The sequence below is a fragment of the Leptolyngbya sp. FACHB-541 genome, from assembly GCF_014695875.1.
In the GTDB taxonomy this organism is placed as follows: domain Bacteria; phylum Cyanobacteriota; class Cyanobacteriia; order Elainellales; family Elainellaceae; genus JAAUTN01.
Genome location: NZ_JACJPC010000119.1, coordinates 30,407 through 49,621, shown reverse-complemented (window position 1 = coordinate 49,621; position 19,215 = coordinate 30,407). Strand labels below are relative to the sequence as shown.

Annotated in this window: 15 protein-coding genes and 1 tRNA gene; 11 read left to right on the top strand and 5 right to left on the bottom strand. The window is 50.6% G+C overall.

Features of this window, described 5'->3' with window-relative positions:
- The first annotated feature begins 242 nt into the window (after positions 1–242).
- The 4 genes from der (at position 243) to pipX (ending at position 5,024) form a co-directional block, all read left to right on the top strand.
- Positions 243–1,607, top strand: coding sequence for a ribosome biogenesis GTPase Der (der, locus tag H6G00_RS26315; RefSeq protein WP_190798987.1), 1,365 nt, complete (start codon positions 243–245; stop codon positions 1,605–1,607).
- 511 nt (positions 1,608–2,118) lie between these two features.
- On the top strand, positions 2,119–3,051 hold the full coding sequence (locus H6G00_RS26310; protein ID WP_190645794.1) for a CbiQ family ECF transporter T component: 933 nt from the start codon (positions 2,119–2,121) through the stop codon (positions 3,049–3,051).
- 6 nt (positions 3,052–3,057) lie between these two features.
- Complete coding sequence (locus H6G00_RS26305) at positions 3,058–4,542, top strand: anthranilate synthase component I (protein WP_190798986.1); 1,485 nt, start codon at positions 3,058–3,060, stop codon at positions 4,540–4,542.
- Positions 4,543–4,754: 212 nt separating this feature from the next.
- Positions 4,755–5,024 (top strand): transcriptional coactivator PipX, encoded by a 270-nt coding sequence (gene pipX, locus H6G00_RS26300; protein WP_190798985.1) that lies wholly within the window; start codon positions 4,755–4,757, stop codon positions 5,022–5,024.
- Positions 5,025–5,130: 106 nt separating this feature from the next.
- On the opposite strand, the gene H6G00_RS26295 is transcribed toward pipX, so the two are convergent.
- Positions 5,131–5,520, bottom strand: a complete 390-nt coding sequence (locus H6G00_RS26295) for a RidA family protein (protein ID WP_190798984.1) — start codon at positions 5,518–5,520, stop codon at positions 5,131–5,133.
- Positions 5,521–5,523: 3 nt separating this feature from the next.
- Positions 5,524–6,264, bottom strand: coding sequence for a 2-phosphosulfolactate phosphatase family protein (locus H6G00_RS26290; RefSeq protein WP_190798983.1), 741 nt, complete (start codon positions 6,262–6,264; stop codon positions 5,524–5,526).
- 110 nt (positions 6,265–6,374) lie between these two features.
- Here H6G00_RS26290 and H6G00_RS36295 point away from each other — a divergent pair, with 110 nt between their 5' ends.
- The 3 genes from H6G00_RS36295 (at position 6,375) to H6G00_RS26275 (ending at position 8,591) form a co-directional block, all read left to right on the top strand.
- Positions 6,375–6,884 carry a helix-turn-helix transcriptional regulator gene (locus H6G00_RS36295; protein WP_190798982.1) on the top strand — a complete coding sequence of 170 codons (510 nt, stop codon included), beginning with the start codon at positions 6,375–6,377 and terminating at the stop codon, positions 6,882–6,884.
- Between the two features lie 499 nt (positions 6,885–7,383).
- Positions 7,384–7,767 (top strand): hypothetical protein, encoded by a 384-nt coding sequence (locus H6G00_RS26280; RefSeq protein WP_190645800.1) that lies wholly within the window; start codon positions 7,384–7,386, stop codon positions 7,765–7,767.
- A 377-nt stretch (positions 7,768–8,144) separates the two neighbouring features.
- Positions 8,145–8,591 (top strand): response regulator, encoded by a 447-nt coding sequence (locus tag H6G00_RS26275; RefSeq protein WP_190645801.1) that lies wholly within the window; start codon positions 8,145–8,147, stop codon positions 8,589–8,591.
- A 108-nt stretch (positions 8,592–8,699) separates the two neighbouring features.
- On the opposite strand, the gene H6G00_RS26270 is transcribed toward H6G00_RS26275, so the two are convergent.
- Both H6G00_RS26270 and H6G00_RS26265 read right to left on the bottom strand, forming a co-directional pair.
- Positions 8,700–8,784: transfer RNA gene (locus tag H6G00_RS26270), tRNA-Ser, on the bottom strand.
- A gap of 182 nt (positions 8,785–8,966) precedes the next feature.
- Positions 8,967–9,896 (bottom strand): TIGR04168 family protein, encoded by a 930-nt coding sequence (locus H6G00_RS26265; RefSeq protein WP_190798981.1) that lies wholly within the window; start codon positions 9,894–9,896, stop codon positions 8,967–8,969.
- A gap of 281 nt (positions 9,897–10,177) precedes the next feature.
- Between H6G00_RS26265 and H6G00_RS26260 the strand changes: the two genes are divergently transcribed.
- From H6G00_RS26260 to H6G00_RS26245, 4 genes are all read left to right on the top strand, one after another.
- Positions 10,178–12,244, top strand: coding sequence for a hypothetical protein (locus H6G00_RS26260; protein WP_190798980.1), 2,067 nt, complete (start codon positions 10,178–10,180; stop codon positions 12,242–12,244).
- Between the two features lie 86 nt (positions 12,245–12,330).
- A complete protein-coding gene (locus H6G00_RS26255; protein WP_190798979.1) occupies positions 12,331–12,999 on the top strand; it encodes an N-acetylmannosamine-6-phosphate 2-epimerase in 669 nt (222 codons plus the stop codon).
- 140 nt (positions 13,000–13,139) lie between these two features.
- Positions 13,140–15,698 carry an EAL domain-containing protein gene (locus tag H6G00_RS26250; RefSeq protein ID WP_190798978.1) on the top strand — a complete coding sequence of 853 codons (2,559 nt, stop codon included), beginning with the start codon at positions 13,140–13,142 and terminating at the stop codon, positions 15,696–15,698.
- Entirely contained in the window at positions 15,698–17,659 is a 1,962-nt protein-coding gene (locus H6G00_RS26245; protein ID WP_190798977.1) for a PAS domain-containing sensor histidine kinase, read from the top strand. The genes H6G00_RS26250 and H6G00_RS26245 overlap by 1 nt, the downstream gene beginning before the upstream one ends.
- 150 nt (positions 17,660–17,809) lie before the next feature.
- Here H6G00_RS26245 and H6G00_RS26240 read toward each other — a convergent pair whose 3' ends face one another.
- A complete protein-coding gene (locus tag H6G00_RS26240; protein WP_190798976.1) occupies positions 17,810–18,874 on the bottom strand; it encodes a hypothetical protein in 1,065 nt (354 codons plus the stop codon).
- Positions 18,875–19,215 lie beyond the last annotated feature (341 nt).

Genomic DNA, 19,215 nt, shown 5'->3' with positions numbered 1-19,215 from the left:
GTAGCAAATAGCGGTTAAAGTCTCAAATGTCGCATGGGAGAAATATTGGAAAATCTGACTCTGCCTCTCTTTTGCCTCTGCGTCTCTATAGTAGTGGTGCTAGGTCAACAACTGTGATAAAGATTTTGAGGCATTGCTGAATTGGGCAATTGCCAGCGCTTCCAGGTAAAACAGCATTGTTGAAGCTGCACTAGAATGAAGTATTGAGGAATTAACAGCCAGACGGGCTGGCGGATTTTTATATGTCTTTGCCTATAGTTGCTATTATCGGTCGCCCCAATGTGGGCAAGTCTACGCTTGTCAATCGTCTGGCAGGGGGAATGGATGCGATCGTACACGATGAACCCGGAGTGACCCGCGATCGCACCTATCGAGAAGCCTTTTGGCGCGATCGCGAATTTTCAGTCGTAGACACAGGCGGTCTGGTCTTTGACGACGACACCGAATTTCTGCCGTTGATTCGAGAGCAGGCAATGGCGGCTCTCGCAGAAGCCAGCGTGGCGATTATGGTAGTTGATGGTCAGGAGGGTCCAAATGCTTCTGATGAAGCGATCGCCACTTGGCTCAGGCATCAGACTGTTCCTGTACTGCTTGCGGTAAACAAATGCGAATCGGTCGAACAGGGGGCAGTGCAAGCGGCAGAATTTTGGAGTTTGGGGTTAGGCGAACCCTATGCCGTTTCCGGTATTCATGGCAGCGGCACAGGCGATTTGCTGGATGCACTGATGATGTATCTGCCCGCCACAGAAGAATTGCCAGAAACAAACGAGATTCGAGTGGCGATCGTCGGTCGCCCTAATGTGGGCAAATCTAGTCTGTTAAACGCCTTTGTGGGAGAAGCTCGGGCGATCGTCAGCCCCATCTCGGGCACCACTCGCGATGCGATCGACATGGTGGTCGAGCGTCAGGGGCAAATCTATCGCCTGGTTGACACCGCAGGCATTCGTAAAAAGAAGCAGGTCGAGTACGGCCCTGAATTTTTTAGCATCAACCGTGCTTTTAAAGCAATTCGACGGGCTGATGTAGTGCTTCTAGTAATTGATGCCATAGACGGTGTGACCGAACAAGACCAAAAGCTAGCCGGACGAATTGCCGAAGACGGACGCGCGTGTGTCGTCGTCGTGAACAAATGGGATGCCATCGAAAAAGACTCCTACACTATCTATGCCTACGAAAAAACGGTGAAAGATCGCCTGCACTTCACCGACTGGGCTGAAACGATCTACGTCAGTGCCATGACCGGACAACGGGTAGAAAAAATCCTGGAACTGGTCAACATTGCCGCAGAACAACATAAGCGTCGCGTTTCAACTTCCGTCATTAACGAGGTGCTGGAAGACGCGGTCAAGTGGCATACGCCTCCCACAACCCGACAGGGACGACAGGGCAGAATCTACTACGGCACTCAAGTTACCAGTCAACCCCCGACTATCGCCCTATTCATCAACGATCCCAAGCTGTTTAACGACAACTACCGCCGCTACATCGAGCGACAGTTTCGCCAAAGCCTTGGCTTCAACGGCACCCCTGTTCGCCTCCTCTGGCGCGGCAAGAAAATGCGCGAACTAGAGCGGGGCGCGAATCGGGCAACGAAGGTTAAAGGGTGAATTTGGGGCTGGGAGCTGGGGAAAGAGGGAGAAGGACGTAAAGAGCAGGAGGGGATTACTTTTTTGCTTTTTAGAGTCTTTTGGTGGCGTTGCACATTTGACGAATGACTTTCGTAGGGGCACGGCAATGCCGTGCCCCTACAGTGGGCGATTCGCATATTAGAAATTTCCGCATTATTCTCAATTTGTGCAATGTCCTTTTGACGACTTCATCTTTGAAAAATTGCCCAATGTTTGCAACGCTGTAGACTGGACTGAGCTTGTGAAACTAGACATTGCACAGACAGAGACTTAACGATGCCAAACTCTCACAGCCGCAGGATTGGGCAGGTTAAGCCCATCTCCTCTGTTGGGTTCCGCTGCGCTTCACCCAACCTACGGTTCTGCGATCTGTAGGTTGGGTGGAGCAGAGCGAAACCCAACGCTTTAGACTTGCCGTACTGCTACCGTTTTACAGTTCAGTGATCTTCCCTAGCCCTCAGCCCCTAGCTCCTAGTCCCTAATTACCCTCATGGATCTGCTGCGATCGCTCCCAATTGGGCTTTATCTCGAACAACCCGTCACCTGGCTCCATCGGATTGATCCCCGAATCAAACTGGTCTGGCTATTTGGATTTTTGCTCTCGCCGATTTCAGCGGGTCCAATTTGGCGGCTTTCACTGGTTGGCTGGCTGCTGCTGTTGACGCTGGCGACCCGAATTCCGTTTCGGGTTTGGCGGCAACAGATGGGGTTGGTGATCATCTTTAGCCTCCTGCTGTTTTTTGTCACCATGCTGGCTCCAGACGGCTTAAATGTAGGTCATCAGGGTCGGTTGCCCGAGAATGAACTTGCTTTTGTAGAAGCAACGTTAGAACCTACAGATGCGGCGGTGGAGGTGGCAGCTAGTGGATTGCCTCAGCCCACGGGCTATCAATATGTGCTGATTGAGCAGTCCCGAATTACGGTGACGCGGCGATCGCTGGAGTTAGCCATTCGCGCTGGGACGCTGATGTTTGTGCTGATCTACAGTACGAATTTGTATCTGCTGACCACTGCTCCCGAAGAGATCACCGCCGGACTAGATAACTTGATGCAGCCGTTGCGTCGATTTAACGTGCCCGTCACTGAAATCGTGCTGACGTTGACGCTATCGCTGCGGTTTATTCCGCTGGTGCTGGAGGAAATTCAGAATTTGGTGCGATCGGTTCGCACTAGAGCGATCAACTGGAAAAAATTGGGGCTTCGGGGCACGACGCAGATTTGGCTGGTGATTTCTGAGCGGTTGTTAGACAACCTGCTGCTGCGGGCAGAGCAAATTGCTAGCGCTATGCAGGTGAGAGGGTTTACCAGTCCCAATCAGCATCAGGTGCGCTGGTATCAGTTTCGGCTGCGGCTATTGGATTGGGCAGTGCTGCTGGGTGCAGGTGCATTTTGGAGTGCCCGTTTTTTCTGGGGCTATCTGTGAGGGGCAATGCTGCAATCGATTCAACCTTGGCACTGGCGATCGCTTCCCCTTAACCAGCGCACTGGCTCAGACGTATTTGAGGCGCTGTTTCACCGTCCAGGTGGAGCTGCTGAAACTGGAGTGGGGGCGATCGCCACCCTGCTAGAAAGTCCTTCTGCCACTTCTATTCCTTCTGCTTCTTCCCTAGCGCGATACTCCATTTGTGCCGGAGCGCCCCGCTTTCAACAGGGGAAACCGCAGGTCTGGACACCCGCTGTCGGCAAAATCTTGCCTCAGTTGCGACAGCTACTCCAGCATTCAACCACTCTGGAGATTCCCGATCCTGAACTTCCCTTTACCGGAGGCTGGCTGGGCTGGCTGGGCTACGACCTTGCCTGGGAAATTGAGTGGCTCCCCTCCCTCAACTTCGACCCTCTCCCCTTTCCGGTTGCCTACTGGTACGAGCCAGACCAATTTGCCATCCTTGACCACCACAGCCAAACCCTCTGGCTAGCCGCCACCCATTCCTCTCAACTCGACACCCTTCAATCACGCTTAGAAAACCCTCCACCCGCCATTCCCCAATCCCTAATCCCTAATTCCCATCCACTCCCCACTCCCCACTTTCACACCTCTCAAGCCGACTACGAAGCCGCTATTCTTCAGGCTAAAAAATACATTCAAGCCGGAGACATTTTTCAGGCAAACCTCTCTCTGCGATTTGAGACTCACACTCTGGCAGATAACTGGTCAATCTACCGAGCCCTTCAGCAGATCAACCCTTCCCCCTTTGCTAGCTATTGGCAGACTCCGTGGGGAGCAATGATTAGCTGTTCACCAGAGCGATTAGTAGAATTGCGGGGACGCGAGGCTCAGACTCGACCGATCGCCGGGACGCGATCGCGAGGCAACACCCCAGAGCGCGATCGCCAGCAGGCTCAAGACCTGCTCGACAACGCCAAAGAAAATGCCGAACACATCATGTTGGTTGACCTGGAGCGTAACGACCTGGGGCGGGTCTGCGAATGGGGATCGGTTACCGTGGATGAACTGCTGACGATCGAACGCTATAGCCATGTGATGCACTTAGTCAGCAATGTCAGAGGCAGACTTCACTCAGACTGTGATGCGATCGCCTTGATTCGGGCTTTATTTCCGGGTGGCACAATCACAGGCTGTCCTAAAGTTCGCTGTATGGAGATCATTGAAGAACTGGAGCCCGTCCGCCGCAGCTTGTTCTACGGTTCCTGCGGCTATCTGGACTGGCGCGGCAACCTGGACTTAAATATTTTGATTCGTACCCTTCTCTCCGCCCCTGCTTCATCGCTGTCAGGTCTGACGGAGGGTGCAGCGGGCGATCGAGGGAATGTGATCTGGGGGCAGGTAGGAGCGGGGATCGTAGCAGATAGCAACCCAGAATTGGAGTGGTTTGAAGCACTACACAAGGCACAAGCACAACTAGCTGCACTAGCAATCAAATCTCGTAGTGTCGAGACTTATCAAGAGAAATAAACCCAGAAATGCCCTGATTTTGATAACATTTGATCAGGCTTTCTACAAATTTCTATAAATTAGGAAAAAGTAGCAAAGTCGACATAAATTAAGCAACGGTAAGTAATGTCCAGCCAGCGTTTTGACATCTACCTCCTAAATTTTTGCGTTTGGTTAGACCCGTTCTTTAACTCAATTCCCGATCCTATTGCTGCCACACAGCCCAAATTTGAATGAGTACTGAAACTTATCTAAATCATCCAACATTTGGTTTGCTGTTTAGGGTCTGTCTCGTCGAAGAAAGCCGCGAACTATTTGCTACGCTCTACGCCCAACGATTGTTCTTTCTAGTGACTACCGGACCAGGCGGAGTCCAGTTTGAACCAGTGGGTCGCAGTGATGCTCGAATTCTGGTTGAAAATCGCCTCCGCAATCTGCGCCGTCTGGGGCAGCAGCAGGAATATAGCCAGCTTCAGGCGGCATACAAACAAACTTTTCATTAGACCCCCTACATGAATAGGGGGTCTAATGAAAGGGCACCCTGCGGAGCAGGGTGCCCTTTCATCTGTAGTCTCTTTTTAGAGATTAGAGAAACGTTGTATTTTGCGCTCAATTACCGCAATAAACAATCAGGTCAATTTCTACATTGCCCTGACCTGCCAGCCCCATCACTCCAACAGTGGTACGACTGGGACGGCGACTGGCGTCAAAATAAGACGCAAATACCTCATTGACAACCGCATAATCTCTAAAATCAGTGAGAAACAGACGAGCCATCACAACGGTGTCAAAGCTCACGCCTGCATGGTCAAGCACAAGCTTCAGGTTTTCCATCACTCGTTTGGCTTGCTCGGCAATGGGTCCGAGAATAATCTCGCCACTTTCTGGATCTTCTGATAACTGCCCCGTTACAAACAAAAAATCACCTGCCCGCACAGCATGGGAATAGGGAGCTGGAGGCGGCAGCAGGTTATCTGGAAGCGTAATGAATTCAAGCATGGGCTACAGCGGTTTCGCGACTAAGGTTCCGGGTTCTTGCTGAATTGGCAGCACATCTAAAGTATCAGTTTGGGCGCAATATTTCAGGTCATCAATTACTCCCAAACGCAGCAATCGCTGACCATGACTGGCTTGGTGCAGTAACTCTAGCAGTTTGTCTTGCCACTGCGTATACAGGGCGATCGCCCCCACAACTTCATCGTTACCAGATAGCTCTTTTAGGGAAAGCCCCGTTTGAGTTAGCAAACTATGGGCGATCGCGCCTGCACAAACCGTATCTTCTAAAGAAAAGCTACCCTCCCAGCCAGAGCCAGAGATCCAAACGGTTTCAGGCTGATGGCTGAGCAAATATTGCACGACCGCATTTCGGTTGACTAGCGCAGCCGTCAACACGACCGGGGCATTCTGAATGCGCTCTAGACAGCGAGTGCCATTGGTGGTGCTGATGAATAGCCGTTTGCCGCTCACCCGTTCTGGGGTACAGTCCAGAGGCGAATTTCCTAAATCGCACCCTTCGACCGTAGCTCCCCCCCTTTCACCTGCGCGGAGTCGTTTGTCAGATGGCCACGCTTCACTGGTTTGCATCAACTGGTCGATGCTGCTAAAGACCTGAACCGCTTCAGCACCATTTGCCAAGGCAGTTGCCATCGTCGTTGTAGCACGAAGCACATCAATGGCGATCGCACAATCAGGCACGTCATCACTAGGGGTAAGTTCGGGTGTATGGAAAACAAATAGCTTCACGAGTTGGCGCACCTGGGTTGAGAACTGCCGAAAACCATTCTAGGGTGATTAGGGTAGCAAATTAGCATTAAAGTTATTTCGGTGAATCAGTAGGAGCATACTCGGAAAACATGAAAGGGGGAAGCAAATATCAGCCACTACTGGACTACTTGCTTCGGAGCGATCGCCCTGAAGTCACGCTAACCTTTGTTGAAATTGAAGCAATCATGGCTGAAAAGCTGCCTGAATCTGCCCGTACCCATCGCGGCTGGTGGAGCAACCGCAGCAAAGGAGCCTTGCAAGCAACCTCCTGGATGAACGCAGGCTTCCTGGTCGCAGCGCTTGACCTGGATTCCGGAAAAGTCACCTTTCGCAAACCGCCAACTCAGTACATCGTGAAGCGCGTCGGCGACACCGTGATCTGGCACAGCGACTTAATCAAGGCACTCCGACAACATATGCAACTGTCGCAGACCGAGTTTGCCGAAAAGCTGGGCGTGCGACAGCAAACGGTAAGCGACTGGGAAACGAGGGTGTATGATCCCCGTCTGTCTACTTCAAAACATCTAACAATCGTGGCAGAGCAGGCTGGCTTTGAATATATAGAAGAAAACGGACAGACTTATTCAGAAAACTCTTAACCAGCCTCTTCTCAATTGGATGACAGCCATTCGGCATTCGGTTGACACGATACACGCTTACGCGTATCGTGTCAATACTGCCCGATGAGCCAGTTTTCACAGCCATACCTTACAGCTATCTACCTTATAGAGAGTGTGCTCCCCCCAACTCTCCTGTAAGGTGCGGTGAAAATTCAGCAATTTCCTACTGGAATAGACCAGCGATTTTCTGCTGGCTTTGCAGTGCAATGTCTTTGCAGATATCTTTGCAGTGCAATGTCTCAGACTTCGCCTGTATGAATGCTGCAAAGTAAAGCCTTTCATCGCTTGCTCTATGCTCCCTGGGGACATGGCAATGCCATGCCCCTACTGAAGGGATTGAGATCCGTGAATCATACCCGCATTCAGCAACGCCATCTCCAGCACTTCACGCTTGTTTGTCGCAGTGCCACCTCTGAAAACCCAGTTAGTACAAAAATACTATAATTAATAAAAAGGTTAACCCCGGAGGTGTTAGCCAGTGGATGCTAAATACAAAGCTGTTTCACGCAAAGGGCTAGTAATTTCACGCACGCCGACAACTGAAATTCGCCCTGGAGGAATCTTTAAGTACGTGGGGGCAGATCAAGGCTACGCTAAGCGGCTACCAGGGTACGTTTTGATTCACAAAAACAATCCTGAATACAAAATGCTGAAGCGAGAAGACGGTTTTCCGGAAGTTGCCTATGACATGACAATGGTAGAAGCACTGCCTCAGGATTACTGCTTGTTTTGGGTGGAGAAGGCTGATTTGCGATCGCTCACTCCCGAAGAGCACCAGGAAGCACTAACCCAAATGGGCATCGAGATACTGGAGCCAGAGTTAGAACCCGAACCCCATTCAGAACTGCAATCGGTTCAATAGTTTATAGGGGCTTAGTGTTGCCGAATGAAGGGATCGTAACGGGCGATCGCTCTGTTGCCCTGGTTTCAGGCATGAGCTATCTAAGGCTCAAAACAATAAGCCCTAACCTCGCGGTCAGGGCTTTGTTTTTTATATGCCAACCTTATAAAGCGTGGTTGGCGGCTTTGGTATAGATGTATCATCCTGCTTTCTTTTGTTCTGGCATAGTCGGTGATCTACCCGTCCTTATGGGTAGATATGGGCAAAACAAAGAGTAATCACGCTCCTGTATTGGAGCACAATTTCTAACCCAAGGTTTTGCAATTTCTGCCAGATGAGAGAAAGAGAAAAACTGCTTGATCAGCCTTGATAGAGCAAGTGTGTTTTCCACTGTGACTATGAAAGATGTGCAAGCTAAACCCCATACCCACCAAGCGCTTTTGGCAGGACTGACCGTGCTTCTGGTTGAGGATGAGCCTGACATTGCTGAACTATTTACGTTCATTCTTGAAGATTACGGAGCCGAGGTTATCCTATCTAACTCTGCTATTAAAGCTTTAGGGAGGTTGGGAGAACGACGACCAGACATTCTAGTGAGCAACGTCAAGCTTCCTGAAGAAGATGGACGTTGGTTGATTGAACAAATCAGGCAACTGGAGGGCATATGGAGCGAACTTCCAGCCATTGCTGTCACGTCCTATACCAGGGAGTACGACGCTGAAGGAGCATTAGAATCAGGCTTTCAACGCTTTATGCCCAAGCCCATAGACCCAGATGAGTTAGTTCAAGAGATTCTCAAACTTGTTGGGAGAGGCAAGGCAGAAAAGAATGAGGACAATAGCTAAAGCCTTGTATAGGAATTCTCAATTGCAGGGCATACAGCAGTAACGCGCTGTGCCATTGCTGTATGCCCTGCTTTGTAGTCCACTCAAGCAAGAACCGCTATATTTCAACGGAGAGGGTGGGATTCGAACCCACGGTACCTTTCGGTACACTCGATTTCAAGTCGAGCGCATTCGACCACTCTGCCACCTCTCCTTCAGACCTCTTATCTTAACCTGAGTATCTGCATTGGCGAAACCATCCTGATTGTAGGACAGGAAGGTTTTTCTGTCTTAAACCCTTAAGAATCTGCTACTTCATACCGCTTCTATATGAAGCTGCCTAGTTCAAAACGCTCCAAACTACGCAGCCTTGAAGAGAATTGGTATCAGTCATTCTCAAGTAGATGCAAGTTGTGCAACCGGATTAACCTGATAAAGAATTTGCTCAGAATGAATGTCGAAATCTTGATTGAGCCAAGTCAGGGTAATTTGCGAAACTACGCCTGACTGAAGCGTGACAAGGGAGAAATTTCGGAGGCGATCGCCCCCTTGCTCCACAATTCGAGGCACGCTCGCTGCATTCAGGTAGACCGTTCCTTCGGGGCTAGTGTGAACCATTTTGCGAAGCTGGGTCTTGGTGTGACGCAGCCTATGGTGCATGTGCCCAAAGGAAACTAGAGGAACTTTTTTCTGAGACAGACGGACTTGAGCGATCGCCTCTGCCAGGTCAGGATCGCCATAGTCACCGCCAATCGGCTGCCAATCTCTACCACAAGGATCTTCGGCTTTGTCACCCAAGCCGATTGGTCCACAGTGCCCAATAAAAATCAGGGCATCTTCAGTAGCACTTTCAGCCGCCGCTAAGATTTTTGCGGTCGATTCTGCAAAACTGCTGACTCCGTAACGTTCCTGATAAAACTCTTGATTTTTCCAAGTAGAGCCGCCCCAGCTAAAGGGACGACCTCCCACCACGGTCAGCCCCAATTTTGGTAAATCTAGCTTGCCGTAACCGACATGGGCTACTCCCAGCAAATCTATTTGCTGCTGCACTCGGTCTTCTTTTTGGCGGTCGTAGGGACACTTTTTTCTGCCCCATTCCGTAGCGCTGTACCAGGCATCGTGGTTGCCAAAGATGGCGGCTTTAGGAATGTCGAGGGAGGCGATCGCCCGGACGACATCCACTGACTCATTGCCAAAATCACCAACCAACAGCACCAGATCCACGCCCAAATGCTTCAACGCCAGTTCATCATCGGTATCCCAGCAGTCATGGACATCTCCAATCACTGCAATCGTGAGTAATTCTGCTTGACCCTGGCTGCTCATGCCAACTCCCTTGATCCTCTGCTGATGTGCAAGTTGTGAGGGCACATTTCAGAAGCGTGCGCTTTTCACAACCCATTTGGGATTCATCCACGATCCCCTTCTCCAGAATAGGCAACGTTAGCTGTTTTTGCATTCAACCCCCGATCACGCGGGGATCGTGTAGTATCAGCAGTAATTCAGCTAAAACAATCCATCGTGTGACCGATGAGTGATTGACGAGTATGCTGAATGAACACATCTGGAAAAAGCCATTCTGAAGCATCACAGGCGTAGGCAAGGGCATGGTGAGGAAGTATTTTGACCGCCGATTGGGGACAAAGACAAATCAATACACACAACACACATCCGACTGGCAAATCCAGAATATCGAACCAGCCGACTTGCACAAGCTGAAGCTGCCAAAGCTGCCTATTAGTCCCCCAGATGCTACGGCTCCAGCCGCTCCCGCAGTGGGAGTAGGCAGCACCGTTGAGTCACCGCCCGCAGAAGTGAGCCAACCGCAGGAAGCGGACGCACCTCAACCGGCTCAAGCGGAGAATGCAATTCAGATTGCGCAACCTGGAGCAAGGCGATTGCGCCGTCAGCAGATGCGCTCACCCAAGTCGTGGAACTGGTCAATGCTGGGACTGGGGGCAATCATTCTCTCGGTTGGCATGGGGGCTGTCGCCTTAACGTGGCTGACCACCTTGCCACCCTTGCCTGACTGTGGAAAGATATCGCCGATTGCGGCAGATTCAGAACGGCTTTATTGCGCTCAAGAAGCGATTCGCTCAGGCGAGTTGCCCCAGCTGGTGGCAGGGTTGCAATTAGTGGGGCAATGGCCAGACGATCACCCGCTTCATGGCGAGGCGCAAAAGCTAATGGCAAATTGGTCTAAAGCCATTCTGGCGATCGCCAAAGACAAAATTAACCATAACGACCTGCCCGGTGCCGTCGAAGCGGCTGCACACATTCCGCCCAACAGCCCCATTTACGAAGAAGCGCAGGCATCGATCGCCCACTGGAAAGAACAATGGCAACAGGGAGAAACACTCTACAAGACAGCCCAGGAAGCCCTGCAAAACCAGTATTGGGATAAAGCTTCTGAGCAAGTCTCTGCCCTAGGACAATTGGAAAATCCCTATTGGCGGCAACGGGCAGACCAGCTAACCAGCCAAATTTTGGCAGAAAAGCAGGCTCGATCGCAGCTTGTCGAGGCCCGCAACCTGGCTAAGCGACAGAACCCGAAAGCGCTGGGAGAAGCGATCGCTCTGGCCCAGCAAATTTCTCCCAACAGCCACGCTTGGGCAGAAGCCAAAACCGAGTTGACGCAGTGGAGTCAGGCACTCCTCAAAACTGGGATGCAGCAGTGGCAGCAAGGCAACCTGGAAGCGGCGATCGCCCTGGTGCAGCAAGCCCCTCCTGACCCGACCCTGTCTCCCGATGCAGCAGCTCTGGTGCAATATAGTCATGCCCAGCGGCTAGCAAGCTGGAGCGAGGTACAGTGGGAGCCGTCCTTCAAGCAAATTTGGGGGTTGATGCAAGCCCTTTCTACGGTCAACCGAATCGAACCTGGCAGCGAGCTTTATCGCCAAGCCCAAACCGAACGTGAAACCTGGCAGGCTCAACTAGACGACCTGGTTCAGCTTCAGTTTGCCAACCTCAGTGCCAGTCTGGGTCAGCGATTCTCTTTAGAAACTGCAATAAAACAAGCAGAATTAGTCGGAGCCGATCGCCCCCGTCGAGTTCAGGCACAAACTCTGGTCGCCCATTGGCGGCAAGAAATTGAGCGCGTAGAAGACCGCCCCTATTTGCGTCGTGCCCGCGAACTGGCAGAACCTGGCACCATCCCAGCGCTTAAAGCGGCGATCGCTCAAGCTAGCGTCATCCCGCTTAACCGCGTCTTGCGAGGAGAAGCACAGGGGGCAATCGCTGCCTGGAATAGCCAGATTGAAACGATTGAGGATCAGCCATTCCTGGATGAAGCCAGAACCTTGGCTGAGAAGGGCAAACGCCGAGAAGCGATCGCCGCCGCTGAGAAAATTCGTTCTGGTCGCGCCCTTTACGACGAGGCCCAAACCGCCATTAGAAACTGGCGCACCGAAATCGAAATTGCTGAAGATCGCCCGATTCTCAACGAAGCTTACGAACTGGCAGAGCAAGGTAGCCTCTCCGGTGCCATTGATGTTGCCTCCCAAATTGGTCGAGGTCGAGCCCTCTACTCCGAAGCTCGATCGGCGATCGCCCAATGGCGAATCGAACGAGAAATCATCTGGGACTCCTGGGAAGCAGAATCGGCTCCCGAAAGCGACGATTCTTACTACGAGGAAGATTATGAATATGACGAAGGTTATGAAGAAGACTACTAGTCCTTAAAGTCTTCTTTAAGGTATGTTTTTTGCATGTGCGTCGCACATGCAAAAAACATACCTGGAACAGTTCCAGTTCTTAGCTCATGCAATCCCTCCAGCACCAACTGATAGTCTCCTGCCAGGCTCCCGTTGACTCCCCGTTACATGACCCGATGGTGATTGCAGCGATCGCCCATGCAACCGTTAACCAAGGGGCAGCAGGCTTGCGAATTGACACTCCAGCCCATGTTCAAGCGGTCCGACAACGCACTTCAGTTCCGATTATCGGACTCTGGAAGCGACAATTTGAGGGGTCTGAAGTCTACATTACCCCTCAAGCTGAGCAGGCAAAGGCGATCGCCCAGGCAGGCGCAGATATCATTGCCATTGATGCCACCCTCAGAGCGCGTCCCGGTGGAGAAACCGTTGCTTCCCTGATTGACTTCATCCACAATCTAGGAAAACTCGTGATGGCAGATGTTGATACGTTAGAGAGTGCGATCGCTGCCGCTGCTGCGGGTGCCGACCTGGTTGGTACAACACTTTACGGCTACACCCAACAAACTCGCCATTTGCCCCCTCCTGGCTTCGACCTGTTGAAACAGATGGTCGATGAACTATCAGTTCCTGTAATCTGCGAAGGCGGCATTGCTTCTGCCGCTATGGCCAAGCAGGCTTTGGACTTAGGAGCCTATGCAGTCGTGGTAGGCACAGCAATCACAGGCATTGATGCTCAAGTTAAGGCTTATTGTGAAGCGCTTAGTTCCCAGTAAAAATGCGATTCATTGCATTTCCACAGGACAGGGTAAAGCTTTACAGAATGTTAGCTTTTACACCTCTACCCAAGAGTCGTTTAACCTGAATTAAGGGCATCATAAGGACACTCACAATGTGCCTTAAATAACATCCACCGATGGATAACGCTACAACCAAAGTTCTCCTGGTGGAGGACGACGAGGACGATTACATCATTACCTCAAACCTTTTCCGTGACATCCAAGAAAAGAAGTTTGAAGTTGAGTGGATTCGCAACTATGACAATGCCTTGGAAATCATGAGCAAAAATCAGCACGATGTTTATCTTGTTGATTTTCGTCTGGGCATCAAAAATGGAGTGGAGCTATTGGAGCAAGCCACTGCTGACGGTTGCAAAGCACCCATTATTTTGTTGACAGGGCAAGGAGATTCCCGAAGTGACGTTGCTGCAATGAAAGCAGGTGCAGCCGATTATTTAATCAAAGGACAAATTGATGCAACGGGGCTAGAACGAGCCATTTCCCATGCCATTGAGCGGACTCACACACTCGAAAAATTGCGTCAGGCACTGCAGGAAAATAGCCGACTCGCTTCTGCGATCGCCAACATCACAACAGGCGTCGTGATTACAGACCCCAAACAGCCTAATAATCCAATTATTTTTGCAAATCCAGGCTTTACAGCTGTCACAGGTTACACCCAGGAAGAGGTGCTGGGGTGCAACTGTCGCTTCCTACAGGGCAAAGAGACAGATGCAACAACCCTGCAGCAGTTGCGAGAGGCGATCGCTCAGGCTTGTCCTCATACCTGCGTTTTGCTCAACTACCGTAAAGACGGCACTCCCTTTTGGAACGAACTTAGCGTCAACCCAGTTTTTGACTCACAAGGCGAACTCACTTACTTTGTCGGCTTGCAAACAGATGTGAGCGATCGCAAACAGTCTGAAGCAGCGTTGCGAGAGAGTGAAGAGCGCTATGCTCTAGCCGTACGAGGCGCAAATGACGGTATTTGGGACTGGAACCTTAAAACCAGCGAGATCTATTTTTCACCTCGATGGAAATCAATGCTGGGATATCTTGATGAGGAGATCACAAACCAGCTAGACGAGTGGTTTGAACGGGTTCATCCAGAAGATCTAGATTGGGTCAAGGTCAAAATTGCAGCTCATTTAGACGGGCTAACGCCTCACTTTGAAAATGAACATCGAATGCTGCATCGGGATGGCACCTATCGCTGGATGCTGAGCCGAGGGTTGGCAGTACGCGATGCCAAGGGCAAGGCGACCCGCATTGCAGGCTCTCAAACTGACATCACAACTCACAAACAGGCAGAAGAGCAGCTTTTACACGATGCTTTTTATGATGCACTGACAGGTTTGCCAAACCGTGCCCTGCTGACTGACCGGCTCAAGCAGGTTGTCCAAATGGCGAAGCGTGATTCCAGCTATCAGTTTGCGGTTTTGTTTATCGATGTTGATCGCTTTAAAGTGATCAACGATAGCTTGGGTCACATGCTAGGCGACGAGTTGCTGATGGCGATCGCCCAGCGACTGTGTGACTGTCTCCGCCCCACTGACACGGTTGCCAGGTTAGGCGGCGATGAATTTGTGATCTTGCTAGAAGATATCAATGATGTCAATAGCGTTACCACCATTGCAGATCGGGTGCAGCAAGAACTCACGTTACCATTTAGCCTGAACGGGCACGAAGTGTTCACCAGCGCTAGCATTGGCATTGCTCTGAGTGAAACAGGGTATGAACTGCCAGAAGATCTGCTGCGCGATGCAGATACCGCTATGTATCGGGCGAAAGCTCAGGGCAGGGCGCGATACGAAATCTTTAATACTGGAATGCATGTTCGAGCGTTAGCCCTCCTGCATCTGGAGACTGACCTGCGGCGGGCGATCGCGGCTGATCAGTTAACGGGCGATCGCCAGGAATTTCAGCTTTACTACCAACCTATTGTTTCGCTCAAAACCCGCTGTGTGGTTGGGTTTGAGGCGCTGTTGCGCTGGCAACATCCCACTCGTGGTTTCATTTCCCCCGTCGAATTCATTCCTATAGCGGAAGAGACGGGGCTAATTATTCCAATTGGAGATTGGGTTTTGCGAGAAGCCTGTCGTCAAATGCAGATTTGGCACGCTGAGTTTCCGATGAAACTGCCTTTGTCATTGAGCGTGAACCTATCAAGCAAACAATTCACACCGCGCTTGATTCGCCAAATCGAACGAGTTCTGCAAGATACGCATCTAGATACTCGATCCTTAAGACTTGAGATTACCGAAAGTGCGCTGATGGAAAACTTAGAATCAGCTGCAGACTTATTGGCACAAGTGCGATCGCTAGGAATTCAGCTTTCAATGGATGACTTTGGTACGGGCTATTCTTCGCTCAGCTATTTACATCGTTTTCCAATCGATACTTTGAAAATTGATCGGTCTTTTATTAAAAAAGTGGATGCGGACGGCGAACAGTTGGCGATCGTTCGCACCATCATCACCCTTGCCTGGAATCTAGGTATGGATGTGGTTGCAGAGGGGGTAGAAACTCTCAAGCAACTGGCACAACTGCGATCGCTCAAATGTGAGTATGGACAGGGATACTTATTCTCAAAGCCGCTCGATAGCCAAGCAGCCCAACGGGTCATTGCAGCGCAATCGCAGCTAGGAATTGGCATCCCAAATCTGGGGCAGGACACGAGTCACTGCAACCTGTAATGGCAGAAGAGACATCGTTCTATACCAATCGTGCTAAAGCCCATCTGGGCGATCATTTGGATCTGAGCGGTGATGAAGATTTGAGCAATTCCCAAAATCTGAGCCGCGATATTGTCAATTGTGTACCAGTTGGTTTGATCATTTGGCACCTAAAAAATCTGGATGATCCTAATAGTTTTCAGCTCATTACGGCTAATTCGGCAATGGGCAAAATTTTGGAGATGCCGCTAGACCAATTGTTGCGTGAGGCGATCGCGGCTCCCTTTCCAGCTTTTTTGGGCATCGAACCTGCTGATTTCTACGTTGAGGTCATTCGCTCTGCGCAAACTAGGAGCCTGGGCGAAGTTCGCTACCGAAACCGCCGAAAAATTCAGACCGTGCTGTCGCTCACCGCATTCCCCATGCCCAATCAGTGTGTTGGGGTCGTGGTAGGAGACATTACCGAGTTCAAACAGATTGAAGCAGGACTGCAAACTGATAGAAACCTATTTCAACGCATCGTCGCCACCACGCAGGAGGGAATCTGGCTGTTTGACGTTGAGGGCAAAACGAGCTACGTCAATCAGCAGATGGGCGACATGCTGGGCTATTCTGTGGCAGAGATGCTGGGCCGTTCGCTGCTGGACTTTGTCGATGACGAAGCCCGCACAGCGATCGCCGTTCCGTTTGCCAAACAGCATGGTCTGAGAGGGCAGCACGACTTGCGGTTTCGCTGCCGCACTGGAGATTCTCTGTGGGCAATCGTCTCAGCCACCCCCATGTTTAACGAAGATGGCAAATTCGTTAGCACCCTCGTGATGGTGACAGACGTAACCGAGCGCAAACAGGCAGAAGTCAATCTGACCGCCTCTGAGACCCTTTACCGGCGGCTATTTGAAAGCGCTCAGGATGGCATTCTGGTTGTTGCGCCTGAGAATGGCAGCATCACAGATGCAAACCCATCGCTTCTCAAGTTGCTAGGCTATGCCTACCAAGAGCTAGTCGGGAAGAAACTATGGGAACTTGGTTTCGTTTCTGAGGCAGAAGGACAACAGACTTTCCAAACGCTGATAGAGCAAGGCGACCTACGCTACGACAATTTGCTGCTACGGACACGCTACGGGCGGCATATTGAGGTGGAGTTTATTAGCAATGTCTATCAGGCGGGCAGCAGGCAGGTGATTCAGTGCAATGTTCGAGACATCACAGAACGCAGGCAAACGGAGGCAGAGTTACGGCAATTCACCACTCGACTGCAGCAGAGCAATCAAGAATTAGAAGATTTTGCGGCGATCGCCTCTCACGATTTGCAGGAGCCGTTGCGAAAAATTCAGGCATTTGGCGATCGGCTCAAGAGCCAATACAGCCAAGCCCTCACCCCCGAAGGGCAAGATTACCTGGAGCGAATGCAAACCGCTGCTAGGCGAATGCAAGTCCTGATCAACGACCTGTTGTCTGTCTCTCGCATCACGACCAGAGCAAAACCCTTCGTCAAAGTTAACCTTAACGAAGTGATTCAAGAAGTTTTGTCTGACCTGGAATTTCAAATTCAACGGGTAAAAGCACAGATAACCGTAGAAGAACTGCCCACCATTGATGCAGATCCGCCGCAAATGCGCCAACTGCTGCAAAACTTGCTTAGCAATGCCCTTAAGTTTCACCAACCTGACGTTCCACCCATCGTTCTGATTCGCAGTCAGATTTTCAACTCTGCGTGTCTGGATGGTTCCAATCCTCTACAGAATGCCCGGTGCCAAATTATCGTTACCGACAATGGAATTGGCTTTGCTCAGAATTATACTGATCGAATTTTCACCGTGTTTCAACGTTTGCACAGTTCCAGCGAGTACGAAGGTACAGGAATTGGGCTAGCAATCTGCCGAAAAATAGCTGAGCGGCACGGTGGCACTATTACTGCCAGTAGCGTGCCTGGACAAGGCTCAACATTTACGATTGTGTTGCCGCTGCAACAGCCTAACTAATACGAAATCCACCTTATAAAGAGACACTATCTTTGTGTAGGGGGCGAAAGCATTCGGGCATAAACTCTGCAACTTACAGCAATTTCTGTAAGGGCTTCTGCCGAAGGCTTTGCCTCTACCGATATCCCTACCCTGTAAGCGGATTCAATATTAAACGTCCTTCTGCAAAAGCTCTGCAAAGGAAAATTGCATTGCTTGAGCATAGGGCAGCAAAATTTCAAGATACTCAGACTGTATCCGGGCTTGAATCTCTTCGAGCAAAAGTTGGACTCCCTGGTGAGCTAGATCCCAGGAGACACCAACGGTTGGATAAACCATCATGCACAGAGGCACTAGCTCTTCTTCAATTGATGTTGTGCTGCCTTCAAGAATGGAAAGCCAGAGGTAGCCCTGAAACATCTGCATGTCGCGAATGCTAGATGTCATAATGCCCGGGTCGCTCAACGTTCCCCGCCGACTTTGATAATGCGGGTTTATCTCAAGGGCACGTTGAAATACAGCAACGGCAATGTCATGACTGTAGGGCAACATTTGTCGAACTAGAGCCAAACTGGGAGACTGCACAGTGTATCCCGCAGCTGCTTGACAGACGCGCTTCCAGGGAATGCAAACTTGCTCTTCAAGAAACCTGAAGTAAGGCGAGAGCAGTAATTGCTCGGTGGGGGTGAGTCTGCTCAGCAAAAATTGAGTGGTGAAATGAAACTGCGTACTCAAAAAGCCGATCGCCCTTGGGTCTTTTGCAGCAAAGTGCTGAAGCCGCAATTCTTGTAGGGAGGGTTCAAGTTCTTCTAATAGTTGTGCGATCGCCTGAATGCCCAACGACGGCATCAGCACAAACGACGAAGGCGACGGTGACTGCTGCTCGTAAAAGTCTAGAACCTGTGTGTAAAGTCGCGTTGCAGCAGTGGCAATTCGCTGGGCATCGCTGAGGTTGACTACATTGGGAATGTAAGAGAAGAGCGTATTAGTCTGAATTCCTGCTCGTTCACAGTTGAGTTGCAGCACTCGTTTTAGCTGCTTAACCGTTTGGCTGCGTCCCGTTGGAGAAGAAGTTTTGACGAGGGTTACAACTGCTTCTTGCCCTGTCTCTGAAGAGAGTATGGATAGATCGGTTGTATAGCAAGATGCCCATAGATTAGTCAGGCTTTCCACGGGTGTGTTATCCCGACAGGGGGTATAGATGGGTACATATTCTAGTAGCACGCTTTTCTCCATTGAAGATATCCAGGCTTAAAGAGCAAAGGCTGCGAAACACACCGATGGAGTAGATGATCTAAAAATGTGGCAACAGAATAAATGCTGCGACAGAATAAGTAGCGTCCAGGTAAGCGTACCTAGACCTACTTAGGAAATTTCGCAGATCTACGAAATTTCACAGAGGGCTACGTAATAATCTATGCCTCATTGTTGTGCAATGAGTTGAGCCATTTGGCTGAATTCGCAACACACCGTAATTGCACGCAACACAGGGGCCCTTTTGTACCAATCCATTTTTGAGCATAAACAAGTAGCACGGCTCAACCGCGCTACCGTTCACGTTAGAGGTCTAAGAAATT